Here is a 25,065-nt window from a genome sequence, read left to right on the forward strand (position 1 = left end):
TGCCCTTTTGAAACCCGGGACTGCGAAAAAACAAAAACAAAAAACGCTAAGGAAACGGGGAAAACCCGGGACCCCCTGGGGTGTGCGTTTTAAGTGAAACCCCCCCACCCCGGGGTTCGGTCAGGGCCCGTGGGACGAGGTCAGGCGGCTTCGACCGTGAGGGATTCGTTGTCGTCCGCGGTGTCGATGCGGATCTTGTCGCCCTCCCGGATCTCGCCGGCCAGGAGCTTCTTGGCGAGCTGGTCGCCGATCGCCGACTGGACCAGGCGGCGCAGCGGGCGCGCGCCGTAGACCGGGTCGAAACCGTTGAGCGCCAACCAGTCCCGCGCCGCGGGCTGGACGTCCAGGGTCAGCCGGCGCTGGGCCAGCCGCCGGGCCAGGCGGTCCACCTGGATGTCCACGATGGACGTCAGCTCGTCCGTGGTCAGCGAGTGGAAGACCACCACGTCGTCCAGCCGGTTCAGGAACTCCGGCTTGAAGTGTCCGCGCACCACCGACCGCACCGCCTCGTCGCGCTCCCGGTCGGTGAGGTTCGGGTCGGCGATCACCTGCGAGCCGAGGTTCGAGGTCAGCACCAGGATGGTGTTTCGGAAGTCCACCGTGCGGCCCTGGCCGTCGGTGAGCCGCCCGTCGTCGAGCACCTGCAGCAGCACGTCGAAGACGTCCTGGTGGGCCTTCTCCACCTCGTCGAACAGCACCACCGAGTACGGGCGCCTGCGCACCGACTCGGTCAGCTGCCCGCCCTGGTCGTAGCCGACGTACCCGGGCGGCGCGCCGACCAGCCGGGCCACCGAGTGCTTCTCGGCGTACTCGCTCATGTCGATGCGGATCATCGCCCGCTCGTCCTCGAACAGGAACCCGGCCAGCGCCTTGGCCAGCTCGGTCTTGCCGACGCCGGTCGGCCCGAGGAACAGGAACGAACCCGTCGGCCGGTCCGGGTCGGCGACGCCTGCGCGCGTCCGGCGCACCGCGTCGGACACCGCGCGCACCGCCTCGGACTGCCCGACGACGCGCGACTCCAGCGCGTCCTCCATCCGCAGCAGCTTGGCGGTCTCGCCCTCCAGCAGGCGGCCGGCCGGGATGCCGGTCCACGCGCTGACCACGTCCGCGACGTCGTCGGCGGTGACCTCCTCCTGCAGCATCGCCTTGCGCTCGGACTGCGTCTGCGCGGCCGCTTCGAGTTCCTTCTCCAGCTTCGGGATCCGGCCGTAGCGCAGCTCGGCGGCCTTGCCCAGGTCGCCGTCCCGCTCGGCGCGGTCGGACTCGCCGCGCAGCTGCTCCAGCTGCGTCTTCAGGTCGCGGACCTTGTCGATGGACTCCTTCTCCTGCTGCCAGCGCGCAGTCAGCTCGGAGAGCTTCTCGCGGCGGTCGGCCAGTTCCGCGCGCAGCGCGGCGAGGCGCTCCAACGAGGCCGGGTCGTCCTCTTTGGACAGCGCCATCTCCTCGATCTCCAGCCGCCGCACCGCGCGCTCGACCTCGTCGATCTCCACCGGCCGGGAGTCGATCTCCATGCGCAGCCGGGACGCGGCCTCGTCGACCAGGTCGATGGCCTTGTCCGGCAGGAACCGGGCGGTGATGTAGCGGTCGGACAGGGTGGCCGCGGCGACCAGCGCGCCGTCGGTGATCCGCACGCCGTGGTGCACCTCGTAGCGCTCCTTGAGGCCGCGCAGGATCGCGACGGTGTCCTCCGGGCTCGGCTCGCCGACCAGCACCTGCTGGAACCGGCGCTCCAGCGCGGCATCGGTCTCGATGTGCTCGCGGTACTCGTCGAGCGTGGTCGCGCCGACCATGCGCAGCTCACCGCGCGCCAGCATCGGCTTGATCATGTTGCCCGCGTCCATCGCGCCCTCGCCGGAGGCACCGGCGCCGACGATGGTGTGCAGCTCGTCGATGAAGGTGACGACCTGCCCGGCCGAGTCGGTGATCTCCTTGAGCACCGCCTTGAGCCGCTCCTCGAACTCGCCGCGGTACTTCGCGCCCGCCACCATCGAGCCGAGGTCCAGCGCCACGACCCGCTTGCCGCGCAACGATTCCGGCACGTCACCGGCGACGATGCGCTGGGCCAGGCCCTCCACGATCGCGGTCTTGCCGACGCCGGGCTCGCCGATGAGCACCGGGTTGTTCTTGGTGCGGCGGGACAGCACCTGCACGACGCGCCGGATCTCGGCGTCCCGGCCGATCACCGGGTCGAGTTCGCCCTGGCGGGCGCGGGCGGTGAGGTCCTGCCCGTACTTCTCCAGCGCCTTGTAGGTGCCCTCGGGGTCCGGGCTGGTGACCCGCGCCGAGCCGCGCACCTTGCCGAACGCGTCGGTCAGCGCCTCCGGCGTCGCGCCGTGCCTGCGCAGCAGGTCGGCGACCCGGCCGCCTTCGGCGGCGAGTCCGACGAGCAGGTGCTCGGTGGAGACGTACTCGTCGCCCATCTCCGTCGCCAGCCGCTGGGCGTGCGTCAGCGCCTTGACCGCGTCGCGGGAGAGCTGCGGAGCGGACAGGGTGCTGCCGCTGGCGGTCGGCAGCTTGTTGACGAGCTGCTCCAGCTCGCGCCGCACGTCCGCCGGGTCGGCTCCGACGGCAGTCAGCAGCGGCGCGGTCAGCCCGTCGCCCTGGGCGAGCAGCGCGCCGAGCAGGTGTCCGGGGTCGACGTCCGGGTTGCCGGCCACCGTTGCGGCCTGCACCGCGGAGGAGATCGCCTGCTGGGTCTTCGTCGTCGGGTTGAACGCGTCCATTCCTCACCTCATGGCCAGGGGCGGCTGCTTCGGATCGTGTGCACCCATCATGTTACCCGGACGACGTGAGGAAAATTGAGCGAGTTCCGCTCAACAATCGTCAGCTGGCTCACGTTCGGGCGCATCCAGATGTCGATTTAGACGAAATGTCACGCAAAGTGCTTGCTTGCGAGATTTCACCCGATTTAGCTACACGGCTATGACCCACAGCACATCACCGCCGGACGGGCAGCTCGTCCTGGCAGCCGAGTCCGGCGCCCTGGCCGACATCGAGAACGCGATCAACAGCGTGTTCAACCCGATCTCCGAGGGCTTCTCCGACATCGTCTTCGGCGAGATCACCGTCTTCGGCGTGACGTTCCCGTGGATCGTGGCCTGGCTGGTCATCGCCGCCGCGCTGTTCACGGTCGTCTTCGGCTTCATCCAGTTCCGCGCGTTCAAGCTCTCCATCGACCTGGTCCGGGGCAAGTACACCGACCCGACGGAACCGGGCGAGATCAACCACTTCCAGGCGCTGGCCTCGGCGCTGTCGGGCACCGTCGGGCTCGGCAACATCGCCGGCGTCGGCGTGGCGGTGACCATCGGCGGCGCGGGCGCGACGTTCTGGATGATCGTCTGCGGCCTGCTCGGGATGGCCACCAAGTTCGTCGAGTGCACGCTGGGCGTGAAGTACCGGGAGATCGCCGCGGACGGCGCCGTCTCCGGCGGCCCGATGCACTACCTGCGCAAGGGCATCCCGGAACGGATCCCGGGCGCGTTCGGCGCGGTGCTGGGCAAGGTGCTCGCCGTGCTGGCCGCCGTGATGATCCTGTTCTTCGCCATCGCCGGCGGCAACATGTTCCAGGCCAACCAGACCTTCGCGCAGCTGCGCGACGTCACCGGCGGCGACACCGGCTGGCTCGGCTCCGACGGCGCGGCCCTGGTCTTCGGCATCCTGCTCGCGGTCGTCATCGGCGCCGTGATCATCGGTGGGATCAAGTCCATCGGCGCCGTCACCAGCCGCCTGGTCCCGGCGATGGCCGTCATCTACGTGACCGCGTGCCTGATCGTCATCGGCGTCAACTTCGACGCGGTGCCCGCCGCGGTCGGCGAGATCATCTCCGGCGCGTTCACCCCGGAGGCCGGGTTCGGCGGCATGATCGGCGTGCTGATCGTCGGCTTCCAGCGCGCCGCCTTCTCCAACGAGGCGGGCCTCGGCTCGGCGCCCATCGCGCACTCCGCGGTGCGCACCAAGCACCCGGCCACCGAGGGCCTGGTCGCGCTGCTGGAGCCGTTCATCGACACGGTGATCGTGTGCACCATGACGGCGCTGACCATCGTCATCGCCAAGACGCAGTTCTGGGTGGACGCCCAGCAGCAGGTGCTGGGCGGCGGCGAAACCCCGGACGGCGTCACGGTCACCTCGGAGTCCTTCGCCACGGTGCTGCCGTGGTTCCCCTACGTCCTCACGCTGGCCGTCGCGATGTTCGCCATCTCCACGATCATCACCTGGGGCTACTACGGCCAGCGGGCGTGGCTGTTCCTCTTCGGCAGCGGCAAGACCAGCGAGCGCATCTACAACGTGGTGTTCTGCCTGTTCACCGTCGTCGGCTCGGTGCTGACGCTGGGCAGCGTGCTGAACTTCGCGGACGCGGTGCTGTTCGCGCTGGCGCTGTTCAACATCATCGGGCTGTACATCATGATCCCGGTGGTGAAGCGGGAACTGGCGTCCTACCGGGAGAAGCTGCGCACCGGCGAGGTCCGCAAGTTCGAAAAGGTCTAACGCACCCCACGTCCCCGACCTCGACCTCGACCTCGACCTCGAGGTTCCGCAATTTCCATTGAAATTGCGGAAGTTGTCCACAACCTCCGGCGTGTCCTGTGCCCGACACGCCGGAGGTCCGCAATTTCAATGGAAATCGAAGGTCCGATTTCCATTGAAATTGCGGTGAGAACTCAGTCCTCGCGGACGGCCTGGATGTCGATCTCGATCTTCAGGGTGGTGCCGATCGCGGCGATCCCCGTTTGCAGGGCCTGGTTGAACGTCATCGCGAAGTCCTCGCGGCGCAGCTGGGTGGTCGCCGTCGCCGAGGCCCGGGTGCCGCCCCACGGGTCCGGGCCCACGCCGGCGAACCGGGTGTCCAGCCGCACCGGCCGGGTCACCCCGCACAGCGTCAGCTCGCCGTCGAGGTCCCAGCGGTCGCTGCCGCGCGGGCGCAGCCCGGTGGACCGGAAAGTGATCTCGGGATGCCGCTCCACGTCCAGGAAGTCCGCGCTGCGCAGGTGGTCGTCGCGCATCCCGTTGGCCGTGTCGATGCCGGCCGCGGCGATCCGGACATCCACTGTGGACGATTCCACCGGGTTGCCGATGCGCACCTCGCCGCCGAACTCGTTGAAGCGGCCGTGGATGCTGCTGATCCCCAGGTGCTTGGCGGTGACCTGGATCGACGAGTGCACCGAGTCGATCCGCCACAGCCCGGGCGCCGGCAGGTCGGCCCCGCCGACCCGGCGCAGCTCGACGTCGCCGAGGGTGGCCGCCGTCCCGTCGTGCACCAGCGTGGTCCGGGCGAGCGGCTCGTGCCCGACCGCCGTGACGATCGCGGTGTAGGCGCCGGCCCGCAGCCCGGCGGCGACCACCGAGCCCTGCGCGTCGCCCTGCACCCTCGCGACCTGCGTGCCGGTGCCGTCGATGACGGTCAGCACCGCTTCTGGCACCGGCCAGCCGTCGCCGCCGCGCACCGTCGCGGTGACCGCCCCCGATGCGGCGGCGACACCGGGCGCTTCGGCCTGTCGTTGGCCGAGATCCATCTAGAACATCTCCTCCGTGGCTTGCGGATCGCCGGCTGCTCGTGAGCGGGAGTTCCGGTGAGAACCGGAATCTTCGCTCACGACCAGCCGCGGCCCGATCCGCGCGCTTTCGCTCGGGTCGTGAGTGATCGTTCCGGTAAGAACCGGCACGACCACCCACGACCGATGGTCAGTCGCCCTGCGGGTAGCCGAGTTCGACGTCGTGGGTGCTCTGCTCGCCCGACAGCCGCAGCGAGGTGGCGATCGGCGGGTAGCCGGTCGCGATCACCGTGTACTCGCCGTCCGGCAAGTCGGTGAAGGTGTAGTTGCCGTCGATGTCGGTGGTCGCCGCGCCGACGACCGCGCCGCCGGAATCCAGCAGCGTCACCCGTGCATCCGCGACCGCGACGCCGAGGTTGGCCGACCGGACCACGCCGCTGAGCTGCGCGCCGGACTGCAACGCGACGTCCAGTGCGGACTGATCGCCGTCGGTCACGGTGACCGAGTTCGCCACCGGCCGGTAGCCGGGCGCGGTGACGGTCAGCGCGTAGGAGCCGCCGACGAGGTCCGCGAACAGGTAGTGCCCGTCCGGCCCGGTGCCCGCGCTGGCGACCACCTCGCCGCGGACGTCGGTGAGCACCACCATCGCCCCGGCGACGCCCTGGCCGCCGACGTGCACCAGACCGGTCAGCCGCCCGGCGCCGAGCAGCTGCACGTCGTGGCGCACCGGGCGGTCGCCGACCACGACCATCGACGCCGTCGGCTGGTAGCTGCCACCGGAGGCGATCAGCACGTAGGTGCCGCCGTGGCCGACCGCGAGCTGGAACTGCCCGTCCTGGTCGGTGCGGGCGCGTTCGACCTGCCGCCCGTTGGCGTCGGTGAGGGTGAGCACGACACCGGAGACCGGCGTGCCGACCGAGTCCTGGACGGTGCCGTGCACGAACAGCCCGCCGCCGTCGGCCGGGCTCGTCAGGTCGCCCGCCAGGTGCTTGCCGTTGGTCGCGTAGCGACGCGGCGCAACCGGCTCTGACCAGGCATCCGAGCGGCCATCCACAGAGTTGTCCACAGGCTCGGCGGCCAGCTGCGCGGGCCGCGGCCCGACGCCCCCAACCTGGGCAGAGCCGTTCGTCGCGGGACGCGCCGCGGCCGAGTTGTCCACAGGCCGGGTGAGGTTGTCCACAGCGTCGTCGTGCGCGGCCACGGCTGCCGCCTCCCTTTCCTCGTGACTGTCGATCGTGGTGCGCAGCGGGGTCTCCCGGATGAAGATCACCGCGAGGAAGGTGACCACCGCGATGCACGCGGAGACGAAGAAGATGTCGCCGATCGCGTCGCCGTAGGCCGCCCGCACGATGGTCTGCACGGGTTCCGGCAGGTGGTCGACGTCGAGCGAGCCGCCGCCCGCACCGGCCCCCTTCGGCACGCCGGGGATCTTCGCCAGGCCCTGCATGATGTAGTCCGACACCTGGGTGGCCAGCACCGCGCCCAGCACCGAGACGCCCGCCGAGCCGCCGAGGGTCCGGAAGAACGTCACGACCGAGGTCACCGACCCCATGTCCTTGCCGCTGGTGGTGTTCTGCACCGCCAGCACCAGGTTCTGCATCAGCATGCCGACGCCGACGCCCATCCCGAACAGGTAGACCCCGACCAGCACCAGGTTCGTCTCGTGATCCAGGGTGCTCAGCAGCCACATCGACGCGATCATCACGATCGAGCCGATCACCAGGAACGGTTTGATCTTGCCGGTGACCCGGGAGATGATCTGCCCGGACACGGTCGAGGAGATGAACAGGCCGCCGACCATCGGCAGCGTCATCAGCCCCGCCGTGGTCGGCGTGAAGCTGCGCGCGATCTGGAAGTACTGGCCCAGGAACACCGAGCCGCCGAACATCGCGGTGCCGACCGCGACGGTGCCGATGGTGGACAGCGTGACCGTCGGGTTGCGGAACATCCGCAGCGGCACGATCGGCTCGCTGACCTTGGTCTCGATGATCACCGCGATCAGCAGGGCGAGCAGGCCGCCCCCGACGTAGGTCGCGGTCTCCACCGACCACCACTCGAACTGCTTGCCGGCCAGCGAGACCCACACCAGCAGCAGGCTCACGCCACCGACCAGGAACAGCGCGCCGAACCAGTCGATCTTCACCGACCGCTTGATGACCGGCAGCTTCAGCGTCCGGCCCAGCACGATGAAGGCGATCACCGCGATCGGCACGGTCACCCAGAAGCACCAGCGCCAGCCCAGCCACGAGGTGTCCACGATCAGGCCGCCGACCAGGGGCCCGCTGACCGTGGCGACCGCGAAGGTGGCGCCGATGTAGCCGCTGTAGCGGCCGCGGTCGCGCGGCGAGACCATCGCCGCGATCACGACCTGGATCAGCGCCTGCAGACCGCCCATGCCGATGCCCTGCAGGGCCCGGAAGCCGATCAGCCTCTCCATGGACTGCGCGAAACCGCCGAGCACCGAGCCGACCGTGAAGATCGTGATGGCCAGCTGGTAGAGCAGCTTCTTGCTGAACAGGTCGGAGAGCTTGCCCCAGATCGGGGTGGATGCGGTCGAGGTGAGCAGCATCGCCGTGACGACCCAGGTGTACTGGCCCTGGGTGCCGTCGAGGTCGGCGATGATCCGGGGCAGCGCGTTCGACACGATCGTCGAGCTGAGGATGGCGACCAACAGCGCCAGCATCAGGCCCGACATCGCCTCGAGGATCTGCCGATGCGTCATCGACGATCCCGCGGCGGGCTCGTCGCGCCCGTCCCGGCGGGCCGGCGCTGTGGCGTCCGGCGCCGTCTCCGTCGAGGTGGTCATCGAGTTCCTTCCTTGGTCACGGGGCCGGTGAGGCAGGCCCCGTCGTTGAACGTGTTGCGACGGATGTCGTCCATCGCTTCCCCCAGCAGTCCGGCGAGTTGGCGCACCTTGGCGTCGTCCCAGTGGGCCAGCGCCTCGCCGATCCATTCCGCCTTCCGGCGTTCCAGCTCTGCCACCGCGCGTTCCCCCTCGGCCGTGGCGCGCAGCAGCGCTACTCGCCGGTCGGCGGGGTCGGGGCGGCGGGTGATCAGGCCGGCTTGCTCCAGCTGCCCGACCTGGCGGCTCACCACGGACGCGTCGACGATCCGGTGGTGGGCGAGGTCGGAGGCCCGGCACTCACCGCGGAAGACGAGTTCGGTGAGCAGTCCGGCGGCGGCGTAGGGCACCTGTTCCGCCGTGAACTGCCCTCGCTGCATGGCCACCTGCTTGAGGCCGAGCATCGCTCGAAGCGGTCGGAGCAGCTCGGCGCAGGTCTCGAGTGTCGGTCCCATGAGCCCAATCCTTTAGTTGCTGCACGCAACTATAGACTCATTTAGTTGCATGACACAACTTGTCCTGCTGTGACGCCACCCACCGCTCTCGCGAAGGGGGCCGTACGCACGACCGCGAGGCCGGCCGGAGGGTGTCGACTCATTCGACATGTCGACTGAGTCGACATAAGGTGGCGCCCATGCCGGACGACCAAGAACACGAACGCCTCGCGGCTCTCTCCGCTCTCATCGCCTGGGCCGATCGTCGAGAACGCCTCGCCGAGGAGCGTGCCGACCTCGTCGCCGCCGCGTGGCGCAGCGGCTCTCGCAACGTCGCGGAACTTGCCCGACTCGCGCGGGTTTCACGTGACACCGTCTATGCCGACCTCAAAGCCCGCAGCATCGACACCTCGGCGCGCGCGCAGGATCCGATCGGCGCGGAGGCGATTCCACGCGAGCAGCTGAAGGCGGAATCCGTGCGCCCGCTAGCGCAACTGGTCGACGCGGTGGCCCGCCCGGCATTCGGCCGCGCCCCGAACGACCCCCTCACGCGAGTCACCGCCAGCGCAGGCAGAGCACTGGAGGCGGTGGCGGACGTCCTGGCCCCGCCCACCGACCAAGGACCGGGCTGGACGCGGGAGGAGCTGCTGCCCGGATTGGCCGACGAGGGCGCCGCGATCACCCACCACGCCCAGCGTGAGCTGGCTGCGAGCCAGGAGCCCAACCGGCTCGCGGTGCAGACCGACTACCTTCACCGAGCAGCGCTGCATCGCGGCAGGCACGCATCGGCAGAGCGGGTCGATGTGGTCGTCGCGCTGCCGATCGGAGGGTCGATCACCGTCCGGCTGGACCGCGACGATCGGGGGTGGACCACCCTCAGCGGCGACAGCCCGCTGCTCACCGGCGAGATCGACGGGCTGGACCACTTGGAAGTGCAGCACGCGCTCAGCATCCTGAGCCAGGTGATCACGCGGAACCTGGACGACGGCGCCTTCGTGGAGAAGCGCAAGGACGCGTTGCCGGGTGGACCGGTGGTGCGGCACCGCTCCACTCCGTCCAACGAGGACTGACGGGAGGCGGTGCGGCCGCGAACTGGGGCGCCGCTCACCTGGAAGAACGAGCTCACATCATGCCGTTGAGCTTCCCCAGCAGGCGGGCCAGCTCCTTGAGGTCCTGGGTGGTCCAGCTAGCGAACTGGCCGTGCAGGTGCTTGCGGCGCTCCTCGCGCACCTGGGCCAGCCGCTCGCGGCCCAGGTCGGAGAGCTGGATGCGGCGGGCCCGGCCGTCGTCCGGATCCGGCACCCGCTCCAGCAGGTCCAGGTCCACCAGCGTGGCGATCTGCCTGCTCACCGTGGACTTGTCCAGCCCGGTGCGATCCGCGACGTCCATGCCGCGCAGCGGCCCGGCGTCGTCGACCATCAGCAGCAGGCTGTACGAGGCCGGGTCCAGGTCGGGGTGCACGTGCGCGGCGACGGCGGTCGACAGGTTCCGGGCGCGGCGGAACATCATCACCAGCTCGCGCTCGACGGATTCCGCCGCGGTGCGCCGGTCGACACCCTCCTCGCGCACCCCGCCGATAGGCCCACGCGCCTCGTCCTCGATCACAGCTCTCCCGCCCGCACCGCCGACGATCGTGGCGGTACCACCCGTCGGCCCGCTCCTCGCGAGGTCAACGCTAGTCCGTTTCGCCCCACTTTAAGTGCACGTCTCGAACACATTTCGCGTGGCAGTGCGGGGGACCGCGCGGGCCGGGCTCAGCAGTCGCGGCTGCCCACCGGTTCGGGCCGGTGCCACGGCCGGGGCATGCCCTTGGACTCGAAGTAGTCGCCGCCCTTGCGCTTGACGTCGTCGGTGCCCCAGCTGCGCGTGCGCAGCACCGGCACCATCCGCGGGATGTGCTTGCGGCAGTGGATGTAGGCCTCCTCGACCTGCACCACCACCCAGCGCTCCGGCGTGCGGCCGCGGTCGAACTCGGCGGGCAGCGCCGGGTAGATCGAGCGCAGGTCGGCGTCCTCGACGATGCGGGCCTTGCCGTTGATGTGCAGGCCGATCAGGTCGGTGACGAAGTCCATCAGCAGGATCCCGATGTGCGGGTTCTCGCTGATGTTGCCCAGGCTGGCCAGCACGCCGTTGCCCCGGTACTCCGGGTAGCACAGGTGCCGGTCGTCCAGGACCTCCATGAAGCCGGGCGGCCCGGCGCGGAGGCTGGAGTCGCACTCGCCGCGCGAGTCGGAGGTGGCCACGAACGCCATCTCCATCCGCCCGATGAACTCCTTCATCTGCGGGTTCAGGTGGTCCAGCACCTGGTCGTCGTAGAACTTCCGGGCGCGCTTCTCGGTGCCGTAGGCGCGTTGCAGCAGGTGTTCGCCGACCGAGCCGGGCAAGGGGACGGGCCGCTCCTCGACGAACGGGTCGCGCGGCGGAGCGGCCGCCGGGCCGTGGTGCTGGAGCGGGGTCACGGCCTGCCAGGCATCGTTCGGGGTCGGCGGGTCGGACAGCTCCAGGTCGAGCAGCGCCGCATCGGCCGTTCCGGTCGGCGTCGGGTGATCGGGGGTCACGCGGGTCACCGTGTCACGCCTCCCTCTTCCGTCACAACGGTGGATACTAGGTTCCCCCAACAGGTCGACACACGATCTACAAGATGTAGTTGAAAAGCACTCAAAAGTGGCATCAAGGCAGACGTGTCGCTAGGCACGAGTTAGGGTCCTCCCTGTGTCGGGGGACGCTTGGAAGTAGTGGTGTGCCTGCCTTGGGTACGACCGCCAACGTGGAGAAACGCCCCGAACCATGACAGCGAACGCCGTACTGAGCCCCGGACCACCCCCGAACAACGAGCCGTCGAACTCCGGTGTGAGCAAGATGGTCCGTCTGATCCGCGAGAGCTTCGCCGTCGTCGAGCCGCACACCGACGAGGTGTCCAGGTTCTTCTACGGCATGCTCTTCAGCCTCTCGCCAGCCACCCGCGACCTGTTCGCGGTCAACATGGAAGTGCAGCGCAGCCGCCTGCTGCGGGCGCTCGTGCACGTCATCCAGATGGTCGACAAGCCCGACGAGCTGCTGCCGTTCCTGCACCAGCTCGGCCGCGACCACCGCAAGTTCGGCGTGATCGCCGCCCACTACGAGGCGGTCGGCACCGCGCTGCTCGCCGCGATCAAGAAGTACGCCGGCGACGCCTGGACCGACAGCGTCGAGCGCGCCTGGGCCGAGGCGTACACCGTGATGGCCTCCGCGATGACCGAGGCGGCCGCCGCCGACGACGGCCCCGCCTGGTACACCGGCCAGATCGTCCACCACGAGCGGCTGAGCTGGGACGTCGCGGTGCTCCGCGTCCAGTCCGACCACCCGGTGCCGTACCAGCCCGGGCAGTACGTGAGCGTCGAGGTGCCGCAGCGGCCCCGGCTGTGGCGCTACCTGACCCCGGCCAACGCGCCGAACGACGACGGGATCATGGAGTTCCACGTCCGGTCTGTGGAGGGCGGCTGGGTCAGCCGGGCGCTGGTGGGCCACGCCCGCCCCGGCGACCAGTGGCGAATCGGCTCGCCGATGGGCCGGCTGACCGTGGACCGGGAGAACACTCCGGACGTGCTGATGATCGCCGGCGGCACCGGGCTGACCCCGATGCGCGCGATCATCGACGACCTCGCGCAGTACGGCGAGAACCCGCGCGTGCAGCTGTTCTACGGCGGCCGGACCCGCGAGGACCTCTACGACTTGGAGAACCTGCAGCGCATCGCGATGCACAACCCGTGGCTGACGATCACGCCGGTGCTGGAGGACGAGCCGGGCGTCTCGGGCGCCGAGCACGGCACGCTCGCCGAGGCGGTGACCCGCTACGGCGCGTGGAAGGACTGGGACGTCCTGGTCAGCGGCTCGCCGGGGATGATCCGGGCGACGGTCTCGAGCATGCTCGTCGCGGGAACCTCGCTCGACCACATCCGCTACGACCCGTTCACCCTGGACTGACCGAACGACCCGGGGTGGGGCCGGCTTCGATGGCCGGACCCCACCCCGGGTCGTTCGATTTCAATGGAAGTTGCGGACCTCCGGCGTGTCAGACCCCGACACGCCGGAGACTGTGGATAACTCCCGCAATTTCAATGGAAATCGGACCTTCGATTTCCATTGAAATTGCGGTGGAACCCGGAGATCAGCGGCGCTTGCGGTCTGGTTTCCAGACGACCAGGGCCGTCTCCTGGCGGATCGGGACCAGGTCCCGGCGGTAGGAGGCGTGCACCGCCGCCGCGGCTTGTTCCGCCGCCGCGTGCGCCGCCGCCACCTCCTCGGCCAGCTCCTGGACCTTCGCGCGGAGCGCGTCGACCTCGTTCTCCAGGTCGATGATCCGCTTGATGCCCGCCAGGTTCACACCCTCCTCCTGGGAGAGGCGCTGCACCTCGCGGAGCAGGGCGATGTCGCGCAGTGAGTAGCGGCGGCCGCCCGCCGGGGTCCGCCCGGGCGAGACCAGGCCCAGCCGGTCGTAGCTGCGCAGGGTCTGCGCGTGCAGCCCGGACAGCTGTGCGGCCACCGAGATCACGAACATCGGCGTGTCCTCGTTGGCCCCCGGCGGGAATCCGAAGCCCGGATCGGTGGGGCGACCGGCCATGACTACCTCCCGAGCAGCTCGTTCAGGTCGCGGCGCGGATCGTGGTCGGCGGTCGCTTCCGCGTAGTCCGCCAGCGCCTCGGCCGCCTTCTCGTCCAACTTGGACGGAACCGCGACCTGCAGTATCACCAGGAGATCCCCGCTGCTGCCGTCCTTCTTGCCCACGCCCTTGCCGCGCACCCGGAAGGTGCGGCCGCTGCCGGTCCCGGCCGGGACCTTCAGCGAGACCTTCCCGTCCAGGGTCGGCACGGTCAACGTAGTGCCCAGCGCCAGCTCGGGGAAGGTGACGGGCACCGTGATCGTCAGGTCATCACCGGAACGTCCGAACACCCGGTGCGAGTTGACGTGCACCACGACGTACAGATCGCCCGAGGCGGCGCCCTGCCGACCGGGTTCGCCCTGCCCCGCCAGCCTGATCCGCTGCCCGTCGGACACCCCGGCCGGGATCCGCACCGTCAGCGTCCGGCTGCGGGTGCTGACGCCCTCGCCGCGGCAGTCCGGACACGGGTCGTCGATCAGCTGGCCGCGGCCCCGGCAGTCCGGGCACGGCTCGCTGAACGCGAACGCGCCCTGGTTCCGCGTCACCAGCCCGGAACCGGTGCAGGTGGCGCAGGCGCGCGGCCGGGTGCCCGGCTTGGCGCCCGAACCGTGGCAGGTCGGGCAGCTCACCGGGCTGGACAGCCGCAGCGGAACCGTGGCCCCGCGCACCGCTTCGGCGAAGTCGATGCGCACCTCGGTCTCCACGTCGGCGCCGCGCCGCGGCCGGTTGGCCGTGCCGGCGCCGGAACGGCGGTTGCCGAACAGGCCGCCGAACAGGTCGCCGAGCCCGCTGCCGCCGGCACCGGCACCGGCGCCCCCGAAGAGGTCGCCGATGTCGAAGCCGCCGCCACCCGGGCTGCCGAAACCGCCGAAACCGCCCTGGCCGCCGCCGAATGTGCCGCTGCCGAACAGCTTCCGGGCCTCGTCGTACTGCTTGCGCTTGTCCGTGTCGGACAGCACGCCGTATGCCTCGGAGACGGCCTTGAACTTGGCTTCGGCCTGGGCGTTCCCGGGGTTGGCGTCCGGGTGGTTCTCCCGGGCCAGCTTCCGGTACGCCTTCTTGATCTCGTCGGCCGAAGCCGTGGAGGAGACGCCCAGTTCGGCGTAGAAATCCTTCTCAAGCCATTCCCTGGCGCTCACCGGGCGCTCCTCCCTCCGTTCCTGATCAACCCTGCTCGGCTTGCTTCTCGTCGGCCGCCGGCTCGGCGGATCCGGCGGGCTCGGCGGCCGGCTCGTGATCGGTCACCGCGACCATCGCGGGGCGCAGCACCCGGTCGGCGAACCGGTAGCCGCGGCGCAGCACGACCGTGACGGTCGGGCCGCTGACGTCCGGGGAGGTGCTGTGCTGCACCGCCTCGTGCACCGACGGGTCGAACTCGTCGCCTTCGGCGCCGAACGCCTCCAGCCCGGCCGAGTTCAACGCCGTGATCAGCTTGTCCGCCACGGCCTTGAAGGCGCCGTTGAGGTCGCCGTGGGCCTCCGCGCGCTCGAGGTCGTCGAGCACCGTCAGCAGGTCGCCGGCCACCGACGCCTTCGCGGCAGCGATCACCGATTCGCGGTCGCGTTCCACCCGCTTGCGGTAGTTCGCGTACTCCGCGGTGACCCGCTTGAGATCGGCGGTGAGCTCGTCGACCTGCTTCTGCAGTCCGGCCTGCTCACCGGCCGCCTGCTCGCCCTCGGGCTGCTCGGCGGTCGGCTCCGCGGCCTCCTGCTCGGCGCCCTTGACGATCTCCTCGTCGAGGGTGCCGGAGATGCTTTCGGCCACCTGCGCCTCTTCTCCGTTCGGAGCAGGCGTCCGGCGCTGGCCGGTCACGGGGTCGATGCGCCGCCGATCCCGGACCACCACCGGCTCCTGCTCGCCTTCGTTGCGCGACATTTCCGGCCTGTCCGCGGTCACTTCTTCTTCTCGTCCTCGTCGTCGACGATCTCCGCGTCCACCACGTCGTCGTCCTTCGACGCACCGGCCCCGGCGGCACCGGCCCCGGCAGCACCGGGGTCACCCGCACCGGCCGCGGCGTTGGCACCGGCGTCGGCGTACAGCGCCTGGCCGAGGGCCTGCGACTCGGTGGCGAGCTTCTCCACCGCGGCGGAGATGGCGGGCACGTCGTCGCCCTTGAGCGCCTCGTTGACCTCGCCGATCGCGGCCTTCACCTTGTCCTTGACGTCGGCGGGCAGCTTCTCGTCGTTCTCCTTGAGGACCTTCTCGGTCTGGTAGACCAGCGTCTCGGCCTGGTTGCGGGCCTCGGCCTCCTCGCGACGCTTCTTGTCCTCATCGGCGTGCGCCTCGGCGTCCTTGACCATCCGGTCGATGTCGTCCTTCGGCAGCGCGGAGCCGCCGGTGATCGTCATCGACTGCTCCTTGCCGGTGCCCAGGTCCTTGGCGGAGACGTGCACGATGCCGTTGGCGTCGATGTCGAAGGTGACCTCGATCTGCGGCATGCCGCGCGGCGCCGGCGGGAGACCGGTCAGCTCGAACATGCCGAGCTTCTTGTTGTGCGCGGCGATCTCGCGCTCGCCCTGGAAGACCTGGATCTGCACCGACGGCTGGTTGTCGTCCGCGGTGGTGAAGGTTTCGGAGCGCTTGGTCGGGATCGTGGTGTTGCGCTCGATCAGCTTGGTCATGATGCCGCCCTTGGTCTCGATGCCCAGGGACAGCGGGGTGACGTCCAGCAGCAGGACGTCCTTGACCTCACCGCGCAGCACACCGGCCTGCAGGGCTGCGCCGACGGCGACGACCTCGTCCGGGTTGACGCCCTTGTTCGGCTCGCGGCCGTTGGTCAGGTCCTTGACCAGGTCGCTGACCGCGGGCATCCGAGTGGAACCGCCGACCAGCACCACGTGGTCGATGTCGTCCAGCTTCACGCTGGCGTCGCGGATGACCGCCTCGAACGGCTTGCGGCACCGCTCCAGCAGGTCGGAGGTGATCCGCTGGAACTCGGCGCGGGACAGCGTCTCGTCCAGGAACAGCGGGTTCTTGTCCGCGTCGACCGTGATGTACGGCAGGTTGATGCCCGCGGTGGAGGAGCTGGACAGCTCGATCTTGGCCTTCTCGGCGGCTTCCTTGATCCGCTGCATGGCCATCCGGTCCTTGGTCAGGTCGATGCCCGACGAGGACTTGAACTTGTCGACCAGCCACTCGACGATCCGCTCGTCCCAGTCGTCACCACCGAGGTGGTTGTCACCACTGGTGGCGCGGACCTCGACGACGCCCTCGCCGATCTCCAGCAGCGAGACGTCGAAGGTGCCGCCACCGAGGTCGAAGACCAGGATGGTCTGTTCCTTCTCGCCCTTGTCCAGGCCGTAGGCCAGCGCCGCCGCGGTGGGCTCGTTGACGATGCGCAGCACGTTGAGGCCGGCGATCTGGCCGGCTTCCTTGGTGGCCTGCCGCTGGGCGTCCTCGAAGTAGGCCGGGACGGTGATCACCGCGTCGGTGACGTCCTCGCCCAGGTACGCCTCGGCGTCGCGCTTGAGCTTCATCAGCACGCGGGCGCTGATCTCCTGCGACGTGTAGGGCTTGTCGTCGATCTGGACCTTCCAGTCGGTGCCCATGTGCCGCTTGACCGACCGGATGGTGCGGTCCACGTTGGTGACGGCCTGGTTCTTCGCGGGCTGACCGGTGAGGATCTCGCCGTTCTTCGCGAAGGCCACGATGGACGGGGTGGTCCGCGAGCCCTCGGAGTTGGCGATCACCGTCGGTTCACCGCCCTCCAGGACGGAAACGACGGAGTTGGTCGTCCCCAGGTCGATGCCGACCGCTCGCGCCATGCTCAATTCCTCCCGACTTGAAACCTGTGCCCAAGCGCCATCCCCGGCCCTTGAGCCTTGCTCACTCAAGTTTTACCCACTGCGCATCATCACCGTCAATCCGGATTGAGCGCGAGTCACTCAAGCTTTCTGCCAGCACAACGTCTGACCAGGGACGGAGGTTCCCGGGCGTGACATGGCCGACACCTCGTCGTGATCGAATCGGCCGGTACCGGGGCATGGGCGAACGCCGGCACGTCGCCTTGTCGACATGTCGGCGCCGGGGGAGGGGTCAGGCCGACCGGACGGTGATGCCCCCGCTGCCGGTCGACAGCGTCAGGCGCTTCGCGGCCGCCGGGTCCTGCACGACGCCCACCTCGACGCCGCCAGAGCCGGCCTCCGTGTCGACGCGGTAGTGGTCGTTGGGCACGGTCAGCTCGATGCCACCGCTGCCGGTGGACGCCTCGACGGTCTGCGGGCCGGTCAGCCGCAGCTCGACGCTGCCGGATTCGGCCTTCGCGACGATGTCCGCACCGCGCAGGTCCTCCCCCATGATGCCGCCGCTGCCGCTCTCGACCGCGACCCGGCCGCCGATCCCCGCCAGCGTGATCTCGCCGGAGCCCGTGATCGCGTCGACCGAGCCGCCGACCCGGGTCGCCGACACCCCGCCGGAGCCGGTTCTCATCCTGACCTCACCGCTGACCTCGGCCAGCGCGATCTCGCCGGAACCGGTCTCCGCGTCGACCGGGCCGTTCACCCGGGCCACCGAAACCCCGCCGGAGCCGGTGCGCACGGCGACCGGGCCGCCGATGTCGGCGATCGTCATCTCGCCGGAATCGGTCTCCGCCTGCACCGACCGCATGCCGGCCACGTTCAGCCCGCCGGAGCCGAGGTTGCCCTGCACGGGCACCGAGACCGGCAGCGTGACCTGGTAATCGACGGAGCAGTTCCAGCCGCAGTCGGTCGGCAGCACCAGCGCGCCGCCCTCGACGCGGTGCTCGATCTCGTCGGTGGTGTCGCTGCTGCCCCAGAACAGGCCTTCCCAGCGGTGCACGCGCTGCACGATCTCGCCGCGGCCGCCGGGCGCATGGCGCACCTCGACCTCGCCGCTGCCGCCTGCGAGCTCGACGCGTTCGATCCCGTCCAACGCGGTGGTGCGCTCCTGCACGGACGACTTCGGCCACCAGAACAGTGCCGCTCCTCCGATCAGCACCAACGTCGCGCCGCCCACGGCGAGTCCCACCCGAGCCATCGTGATCCCCCTGAATCCGCTTGATCGCGCCCACGAAATTACGCACAACACTCGGACCACGCCTCAGGGACACCCCCGGAACTCTCCCGAAGACGACGTTCGTCGGCGGCCGCGCAACTTTCGGCTTCCGCCATTCGGCTGCGCTCCCGCGCCTGTGACGCGGCGCACCCGACGCAACCCGTTGCGCGCCAACGCGTCTCCTGATCGGGCGCAGCGAACGAAGCAAGGAGATGCACCAGTGTTCAAGAATTCTCGGGGTATCCGGGTCGGCATGTTCGTCGCGGGCGCTTTCGTCCTCGCAGCCACGACGGCCTGCAGCCCGCAGCAGTCAGCTCCGCAGCCGGGCACTCCGGACGCGATCGCATCGAGCGACCAGGGCGAGCCGGGCGGCGACTCGTCGCCCGTTGCCGCGAACACCCAGGGCTCCAGCGGATCGGCCGGCTCCAGCACTCGCCAGGACTGCGGCATCGACGTCCTGAAGCTGACGATCGGCGAATCCGACGGCGCCGCCGGGCACATCTACGCGCCGCTCCAGTTCACCAACACCGGCCCGACCACCTGCACGCTCTCCTCCGCGCCCGGCGTCTCCTACGTCGGCAGCGGCGGCCGCCAGATCGGCGAGCCCGCCAAGCGCGTGATCAAGGACCAGCCGGTCATCAGCCTGGCACCGGGCGAGACGGCGTCCGCGCCGTTCCTGTTCAGCCCGGTCGCGCACATGAACCCGGAGGACTGCGGCGCCGAGGCCGCCGAGGGCCTGCGGGTGTACCCGCCGAACAGCAAGGCGGCGATGTTCCTGCCACTGCCCAACGCGATGGGCTGCACGACGTTCACCCAGGACGCCGACTACGCCAAGGTCGGTGTGGTCCAGGCAGGCCCGAGCAACACCGTCATCGGCTGAGCCGGTTCTGGGCTCGTGAGCGTTTTGGATCGCCAGGGCACTCCAAAACGCTCACGAACTTTCGGTGTCCGTCCACTTGGGACCGATCGGTCAGGCGCCGAAGACCTCGTCGTAGGCGGACTCGAAAGCGGCGAGGGATTTCGCGTCGAAGAGCACGAAGCGCACCTCGGCGACGTCGGTCTCGGCATCGCGCACCGTGCGCAGGGCGATCCGCGCCGCTTCGTCGAGCGGGTACCGGTAGACGCCGGTGGAGATCGCCGGGAACGCGACGACCTCGGCGCCGAGTTCGTCGGCGACCCGCAGGGATTCCCGGAAGCACGACGCCAGCAGCCCGGACCGGTCCGCCGCGGCGGTGTAGGTGGGCCCGACGGTGTGGATCACCCAGCGCGCCGGGAGCTCGCCGGCGGTGGTCGCGACCGCCTGCCCCGTCGGCAGCCCGTCCGGGTAGCGGCTCGCGCGGAGCAGCCGGCATTCCTGGAGGATCGCCGGGCCGCCGCGCCGGTGGATCGCGCCGTCCACGCCGCCTCCGCCGAGCAGCGACGAGTTCGCCGCGTTCACGACGGCGTCGACGTCCTGCTCGGTGATGTCGCCCCTGACCAGCGTGACCAGCATGCGAGGAGTGTGCGCCGGCCCCTCGGACCCCGCTGACCGCGACCCCGATCAGTTCTGCCGCAACTTCAATGGAAATCGGGCCTTCGATTTCAATGAGGTTTTTCCAACCTCGGTTTGCGTGGCGGTGCGGGTAGCGGAACCTCAGAGGCTCCCTGGACTGTGGGTGCCCCTCCTGATGTATGCCCAAATACACGGCAGAGGGGCCGTCCTCGCCGAGGGAACCCCGGGGGGGGTGGGCACCGTGAACCCGCGGCGGCGCCAGTGTCGTAGGTGGGCTATGCGCCTGCGGCGCATGCGACAGCCCATCGACATACAACTTTGCGATCCGCGGCTGCGGACCGACCACGATGAAAAACGCTCAATGGAAATTGCGGCCCACCGAACCGGGGCCCTACGAGGGGCAGGCGTGCACGACCTACCCCGGCGAATCCGCCCGCGACACCGTGGGCGTCGTCCGGCCGGGGGGGCGAACAACACGACCTTCAGCTGATCAGCCGCGCATCCCGCAGGTAGGCCACCGGCTGCAGGAGGAAGCGCACCGTCGGTTCGAGCTCGTCGGCGGTGGGCGGCTCGTCGGCGATGAGCGCCTGCATGAGCAGGCCGTCGATCCCGGCGAACAGCGCCCGGACCACCGGCTCGTCGCCGCCCGCGCCGCCGTTGAGGAAACCGGTGGCGACCTCGATCCAGCGGCGGGCCGCCGGGCGCAGCGCCGGGCGACGGGCGGCGAGCAGGTAGAGCTCGTACTCGCCCAGGGTGCGTTCGCGCTGGTCGCGCACCATCGCCGCCAGCGCCTCGGCGATCACCCGCGGCCAGTCCGAGTTCTCCCGGACCTGCCCGCTCAGCCGGTCGATCTCGTTGATCAGGGTTTCGCAGCTCTCCAGCAGCGTGGCCACCAGCAGGTCGTCGATGCCCGCGAAGTAGTAGGCGATCGACGCGGGCGGCACCCCGGCCTCGCGGGCGATGTTGCGGTGGCTCACCGCGGCGACGCCGTCGCGGGCGACGACCCGCAGCGTCGCGTCGACGATCGCGCGGCGACGGCGCTCACCCTTGAGACGGCGACCGTCGGTCTCCGCCTCGTCTGGGGTGCGCCGCGGCGACGTCAATGCGCGCCGCCCAGTTCGAGCGCCAGCACGCCGCCGATGACCAACGCGATGCCGGCGACCTGCACGGCCGTGATGCCCTCGCCGAGGAACACCGCGCCGATGATCGCCACCAGCGCCACCCCGGCCCCGGCCCAGATCGCGTAGGCAACGCTGACCGGCAGGCCGAGCTTGAGCACGGCGCTGAGCGCGGTGAAGGCCACCAGGTAGCCGACCACGACCAGGATCGACGGGACGGTCCTGCTGAAGCCCTCGGACAGCTTCAGCGAGACCGTGGCGAGCACCTCGCTCAAGATCGCCACCGCCAGCAGCAGGTAGGCCACGCTTCCTCCCAGAAAAACTTGTACGAGTGCCCTACTTTTTCAGCATACGGATGGCCGGTCACGCGCGCACGCGGCTTCCCCTAGTCGTCCGAGCCCTTGCGCTTCTTGTCGCCGCTGTCGCCGGAGATCATCGAGGCGACGTTGATCGCGGCCCAGATGCCCATCGGGATCATCGGCCAGAAGAACTTCAGCTCACCGGAGCTGATCGAGGTCACCGCCCAGATCGCGATGAGGATGAAGGAGACGCCCGCCCAGTCGCGCCACTCCTTGATCAGGTTGCGCTTCTGCCGCTCGCGCTTGACGACCTCCGGCGACGGCTTCGCGGGCACCGGCTCCGGCAGGTCGGCCACCAGCGGCTGCAACTGGCCGAGCGTCGTCGCCGCGTACGCCTTCTGCAGGCGGTCGTCGTACTCGGTGATGGTGAGGCGGCCTTCGTCCTGCGCCGCGCGCAACCGCTGCGCGATCGCCTCCCGATCAGCGTCCGATGCGCGCATCGCTTCGCCGCCCGACCCACCCATGCCGATCCCCCTGCCCCGACGCCACCCGCTGACTTGACCGAACAGATCGTTCGCCCGATCGAATACGTGGCGAAAATCGCACCACGGCCGCAATTCTGCCGCGATGGGCCGCGGCGGTGCCCGGGACGCGGTGAAATCGTGATGCGACCTCGCACACGTCTAACAGGAACAACTCCCGAAACGCCCACAACGGCATCGCGCCCCCGGGGGGCCGGATGAGCACGCAAGACCGAAACAACTTGGACGATTGCACAACTAGTTTTTCGCCCAGTGGTCTCGCAGAATCACCGTCTGTTCCCGACATGAGCGGCGGCAGTATAGTTACCAGTGAGTAACACGTCGTACGCTGCTCACACCACCGCCCCCGGAGGAAAGGCACCCGAACCAATGGGCGCTGTACAGATCACGCTCGGCGGGATCGCTGTCGTGCTCGGCATCGTCGCTTGGGGCATGTTCGCCGCGACGATCGCCAAGTTCGTGCGCATCATCCGCCTCGGGCAGCCGGACGGTACCCGAAACGGCCCCGTCATGGCCCGGCTGGCCACCCTCGTCAAGGAGTTCGCCGCTCACACGCGGATGAACAAGTTCCGCAACGTCGGGATCTGGCACTGGCTGGTCATGTGGGGCTTCCTGATCGGCTCCCTGGCCGTCTTCGAGGCCTACGGCGAGGTCTTCGTGCCGACCTGGGGCTTCCCGATCGTCAGCGATCTGGTGATCTACGGCCTGCTGATGGAGATCCTCGGTGTCGGCACCGTGGTGGGCATCGTGGTGCTGATCGTCATCCGGCAGCGCAACCACCCGCGCCGGGCGGGGCGGGTGTCGCGGTTCCAGGGCTCGAACTTCGCGTGGGCCTACTTCGTCGAGGCCGTGGTCCTGATCGAGGGCCTGGGCATCATCGGTGTGCGCGCGGCGAAGTCCGCGCTGGGCGTGCACCCGATGCCGCTGTGGTCGGAGTTCGTCTCCGGCCCGCTGGGCATGCTGCTGCCGGCCAGTGAGAACCTCGTGTCGGCGTTCGCGTTCATCAAGCTGATGAGCGCGACGGTGTGGCTGATCGTGGTGGCCCGGACCATGACGATGGGCGTGGCGTGGCACCGGTTCAGCGCTTTCTTCAACATCTACTTCAAGCGCGAGGCCGACGGCGACGTCGCGCTGGGTGCGGTGAAGCCGATGATGTCGGCGGGCAAGCCGCTGGACTTCGAGGAGGCCGACCCGGACACCGACGTGTTCGGCGCGGGCAAGATCGAGGACTTCTCCTGGAAGGGCTGGCTGGACTTCACCACCTGCACCGAGTGCGGTCGGTGCCAGTCGCAGTGCCCGGCGTGGAACACCGGGAAGCCGTTGTCGCCGAAGCTGCTGATCACCTCGCTGCGGGATCACGCGTATGCGAAGGCGCCGTACCTGCTGGCCGGTGGCCGCAAGGACATGGCCGGCGACGAGGTCGGCATCACCGGCGACGACGCCGCGGCCAAGCTGGCGGGCATCAACGTGCTCGCGCTGGCCGAGGCGGAGAAGCCGCTGATCGGCGGCCCCGAGGAAATGGGCGTCATCGACCCGGACGTGCTGTGGTCCTGCACCAGCTGCGGGGCGTGCGTGGAGCAGTGCCCGGTGGACATCGAGCACGTGGACCACATCGTCGACATGCGCCGGTACCAGGTGATGATCGAGTCGAACTTCCCGACCGAGCTGGGCGGGATGTTCAAGAACCTGGAGAACAAGGGCAACCCGTGGGGTCAGAACGCCAAGGACCGGTTGGCGTGGACCGAGGGCCTGGACTTCGAGGTGCCGGTGTTCGACGGCGAACTCGCCGACGACGTGGAGTACCTGTTCTGGGTCGGGTGCGCGGGGGCGTTCGAGGACCGGGCGAAGAAGACCACGCGGGCGGTGGCGGAGCTGCTGCACCTGGCCGGGGTGTCCTACACGGTGCTGGGGCCGGAGGAGTCCTGCACCGGTGACCCGGCCCGGCGGGCGGGCAACGAGTTCATCTTCCAGATGCTGGCGCAGCAGAACGTCGAGGTCCTCAACGGCGTGTTCGAGGGCCGCGAACGCGGCAAGCGGAAGATCGTCGCCACCTGTGCGCACTGCTTCAACAGCCTGGCGAACGAGTACTCGCAGCTGGGCGGGGACTTCGAGGTGGTGCACCACACCCAGCTGCTGAACCGGCTGGTGCGGGAGAAGCGGCTGGTGCCGGTCGCGCCGGTCGCCGAGGACGTCACCTACCACGACCCCTGCTACCTGGGGCGGCACAACAAGGTCTACACGCCGCCGCGTGACCTGGTCGGGGCGTCGGGGGCGACGTTCCGGGAGATGCCGCGGCACGCGGACCGCTCGATGTGCTGCGGCGCGGGCGGGGCGCGGATGTGGATGGAAGAGCGCATCGGCAAGCGCATCAACGTCGAGCGCGTCGACGAGGCACTCGGGACCGCGCCGACGAAGATCGCCACCGGCTGCCCGTTCTGCAAGGTGATGCTCTCCGACGGCCTCACCGCGCGCCAGAGCGAGAAGGTCGCCTCCGAGTCCGTCGAGGTCGTCGACGTCGCGCAGCTGCTGCTGTCCGCCGTCAAACGCGGCGAAACGTCCACATCGGACACGGCAGACACGGCGCCCACCGGTAGCTGAGTTCTCCGGGACGAAGGGCACTTCCCGGCTCGGCATCGAGAAACGAGTGATGCCAACCACTTTCGAACGCGAGCCGACTGCGCCAACGCCGCGCTGTTTAAACTCCCCCGGAGCAATGCGCCACTTGGGCGAATCGGAGGGACATGGACGGCAACATCCTCGATCCGGACGGCGCACGCGAGCGCCTGGCCGCCTGGAAGGGCCGGATCGACAAGCTGGCCGCGGACACCCAGACGATGAGCGACCGGCTGCAGCAGGCCCGCGCCACCGCGAGCGACCCGAACGGGCTGGTGGAGGTCACGATCGACTCGACCGGCGCACTCGTGGGCCTGCAGCTGACCAACCGGATCCAGCGGGTGGCGCCGGACGTCGTCGCACAGGCGATCATGGCCACGCTCGGCGCCGCGAAGAACAAGCTGGCCGACCAGTCCCAGGAGATCATCGCGGACACGGTGGGCACCGAATCGCCCGCGGCGCGGGCGATCGCGGACAGCGTGGAAAGGCACCTGCGCACCGGTCCGGCTCCGGAACCCGCCGCCCCCGACGCCGAGGACTACGACGAGGGCTACGAGATCAACACCCGCCGCGAGCGGTGGTGA

General features: G+C 69.6%; 21 protein-coding genes. 6 read left to right on the forward strand and 15 right to left on the reverse strand.

The annotated features are described in order from the left end of the window. Positions 1–140: 140 nt before the first annotated feature. On the reverse strand, positions 141–2,723 hold the full coding sequence (gene clpB, locus AC07FN_RS26960) for an ATP-dependent chaperone ClpB (RefSeq protein ID WP_478398155.1): 2,583 nt from the start codon (positions 2,721–2,723) through the stop codon (positions 141–143). A gap of 199 nt (positions 2,724–2,922) precedes the next feature. On the opposite strand from clpB, the gene AC07FN_RS26965 reads away from it, so the two are divergent. Then, entirely contained in the window at positions 2,923–4,485 is a 1,563-nt protein-coding gene (locus AC07FN_RS26965; protein WP_478398156.1) for an alanine/glycine:cation symporter family protein, read from the forward strand. A gap of 173 nt (positions 4,486–4,658) precedes the next feature. Here the strand turns inward: AC07FN_RS26965 and AC07FN_RS26970 are convergent, their stop codons facing one another. The 3 genes from AC07FN_RS26970 to AC07FN_RS26980 form a co-directional block, all read right to left on the reverse strand. Then, the gene (locus tag AC07FN_RS26970; RefSeq protein WP_478398157.1) at positions 4,659–5,510 is read right to left on the reverse strand and encodes a YceI family protein; all 852 of its coding nucleotides are present in this window, start codon (positions 5,508–5,510) and stop codon (positions 4,659–4,661) included. Between the two features lie 169 nt (positions 5,511–5,679). After that, on the reverse strand, positions 5,680–8,211 hold the full coding sequence (locus AC07FN_RS26975) for an MFS transporter (protein WP_478398234.1): 2,532 nt from the start codon (positions 8,209–8,211) through the stop codon (positions 5,680–5,682). A gap of 80 nt (positions 8,212–8,291) precedes the next feature. Beyond that, positions 8,292–8,786, reverse strand: a complete 495-nt coding sequence (locus tag AC07FN_RS26980; RefSeq protein ID WP_358577825.1) for a MarR family winged helix-turn-helix transcriptional regulator — start codon at positions 8,784–8,786, stop codon at positions 8,292–8,294. Between the two features lie 179 nt (positions 8,787–8,965). Between AC07FN_RS26980 and AC07FN_RS26985 the strand changes: the two genes are divergently transcribed. Then, a complete protein-coding gene (locus AC07FN_RS26985; protein WP_478398158.1) occupies positions 8,966–9,835 on the forward strand; it encodes a hypothetical protein in 870 nt (289 codons plus the stop codon). Positions 9,836–9,887: 52 nt separating this feature from the next. Here AC07FN_RS26985 and AC07FN_RS26990 read toward each other — a convergent pair whose 3' ends face one another. Then, a complete protein-coding gene (locus AC07FN_RS26990) occupies positions 9,888–10,370 on the reverse strand; it encodes a MarR family winged helix-turn-helix transcriptional regulator (protein ID WP_358577823.1) in 483 nt (160 codons plus the stop codon). A gap of 149 nt (positions 10,371–10,519) precedes the next feature. Continuing rightward, the gene (locus AC07FN_RS26995) at positions 10,520–11,323 is read right to left on the reverse strand and encodes a pyridoxamine 5'-phosphate oxidase family protein (RefSeq protein ID WP_478398159.1); all 804 of its coding nucleotides are present in this window, start codon (positions 11,321–11,323) and stop codon (positions 10,520–10,522) included. A gap of 301 nt (positions 11,324–11,624) precedes the next feature. Here AC07FN_RS26995 and AC07FN_RS27000 point away from each other — a divergent pair, with 301 nt between their 5' ends. Further along, positions 11,625–12,728 carry an FAD-binding oxidoreductase gene (locus AC07FN_RS27000; protein WP_478398235.1) on the forward strand — a complete coding sequence of 368 codons (1,104 nt, stop codon included), beginning with the start codon at positions 11,625–11,627 and terminating at the stop codon, positions 12,726–12,728. A 184-nt stretch (positions 12,729–12,912) separates the two neighbouring features. Here AC07FN_RS27000 and AC07FN_RS27005 read toward each other — a convergent pair whose 3' ends face one another. The 5 genes from AC07FN_RS27005 to AC07FN_RS27025 all read right to left on the reverse strand — a co-directional run bounded on the left by AC07FN_RS27005 (position 12,913) and on the right by AC07FN_RS27025 (position 18,390). Beyond that, positions 12,913–13,365 carry a heat shock protein transcriptional repressor HspR gene (locus AC07FN_RS27005; RefSeq protein ID WP_093263994.1) on the reverse strand — a complete coding sequence of 151 codons (453 nt, stop codon included), beginning with the start codon at positions 13,363–13,365 and terminating at the stop codon, positions 12,913–12,915. Between the two features lie 2 nt (positions 13,366–13,367). Next, on the reverse strand, positions 13,368–14,543 hold the full coding sequence (gene dnaJ, locus AC07FN_RS27010; protein WP_478398160.1) for a molecular chaperone DnaJ: 1,176 nt from the start codon (positions 14,541–14,543) through the stop codon (positions 13,368–13,370). Between the two features lie 25 nt (positions 14,544–14,568). After that, positions 14,569–15,279 (reverse strand): nucleotide exchange factor GrpE, encoded by a 711-nt coding sequence (grpE, locus tag AC07FN_RS27015; protein WP_478398236.1) that lies wholly within the window; start codon positions 15,277–15,279, stop codon positions 14,569–14,571. 17 nt (positions 15,280–15,296) lie between these two features. Beyond that, positions 15,297–17,168: a molecular chaperone DnaK gene (dnaK, locus tag AC07FN_RS27020; RefSeq protein ID WP_478398161.1), complete on the reverse strand. Its 1,872-nt coding sequence runs from the start codon at positions 17,166–17,168 to the stop codon at positions 15,297–15,299. A gap of 271 nt (positions 17,169–17,439) precedes the next feature. After that, positions 17,440–18,390 (reverse strand): DUF4097 family beta strand repeat-containing protein, encoded by a 951-nt coding sequence (locus tag AC07FN_RS27025; RefSeq protein WP_478398162.1) that lies wholly within the window; start codon positions 18,388–18,390, stop codon positions 17,440–17,442. 247 nt (positions 18,391–18,637) lie between these two features. Between AC07FN_RS27025 and AC07FN_RS27030 the strand changes: the two genes are divergently transcribed. Further along, positions 18,638–19,297 (forward strand): DUF4232 domain-containing protein, encoded by a 660-nt coding sequence (locus AC07FN_RS27030; RefSeq protein WP_478398163.1) that lies wholly within the window; start codon positions 18,638–18,640, stop codon positions 19,295–19,297. A gap of 90 nt (positions 19,298–19,387) precedes the next feature. On the opposite strand, the gene AC07FN_RS27035 is transcribed toward AC07FN_RS27030, so the two are convergent. The 4 genes from AC07FN_RS27035 to AC07FN_RS27050 all read right to left on the reverse strand — a co-directional run bounded on the left by AC07FN_RS27035 (position 19,388) and on the right by AC07FN_RS27050 (position 21,850). Continuing rightward, positions 19,388–19,909 carry an O-acetyl-ADP-ribose deacetylase gene (locus tag AC07FN_RS27035; RefSeq protein ID WP_478398164.1) on the reverse strand — a complete coding sequence of 174 codons (522 nt, stop codon included), beginning with the start codon at positions 19,907–19,909 and terminating at the stop codon, positions 19,388–19,390. A gap of 482 nt (positions 19,910–20,391) precedes the next feature. Further along, entirely contained in the window at positions 20,392–21,012 is a 621-nt protein-coding gene (locus AC07FN_RS27040; protein ID WP_478398165.1) for a TetR/AcrR family transcriptional regulator, read from the reverse strand. Beyond that, the gene (locus tag AC07FN_RS27045; RefSeq protein WP_452615126.1) at positions 21,009–21,332 is read right to left on the reverse strand and encodes a DMT family transporter; all 324 of its coding nucleotides are present in this window, start codon (positions 21,330–21,332) and stop codon (positions 21,009–21,011) included. The genes AC07FN_RS27040 and AC07FN_RS27045 overlap by 4 nt, the downstream gene beginning before the upstream one ends. An 80-nt stretch (positions 21,333–21,412) precedes the next feature. Beyond that, positions 21,413–21,850 (reverse strand): DUF1707 SHOCT-like domain-containing protein, encoded by a 438-nt coding sequence (locus tag AC07FN_RS27050; RefSeq protein WP_478398166.1) that lies wholly within the window; start codon positions 21,848–21,850, stop codon positions 21,413–21,415. Between the two features lie 387 nt (positions 21,851–22,237). Between AC07FN_RS27050 and AC07FN_RS27055 the strand changes: the two genes are divergently transcribed. Both AC07FN_RS27055 and AC07FN_RS27060 read left to right on the forward strand, forming a co-directional pair. Beyond that, positions 22,238–24,466 (forward strand): (Fe-S)-binding protein, encoded by a 2,229-nt coding sequence (locus AC07FN_RS27055; protein ID WP_478398167.1) that lies wholly within the window; start codon positions 22,238–22,240, stop codon positions 24,464–24,466. 143 nt (positions 24,467–24,609) lie between these two features. Next, positions 24,610–25,065, forward strand: coding sequence for a YbaB/EbfC family nucleoid-associated protein (locus AC07FN_RS27060; RefSeq protein ID WP_478398168.1), 456 nt, complete (start codon positions 24,610–24,612; stop codon positions 25,063–25,065).

Source organism: Saccharopolyspora sp. NPDC045941 (assembly GCF_056431445.1).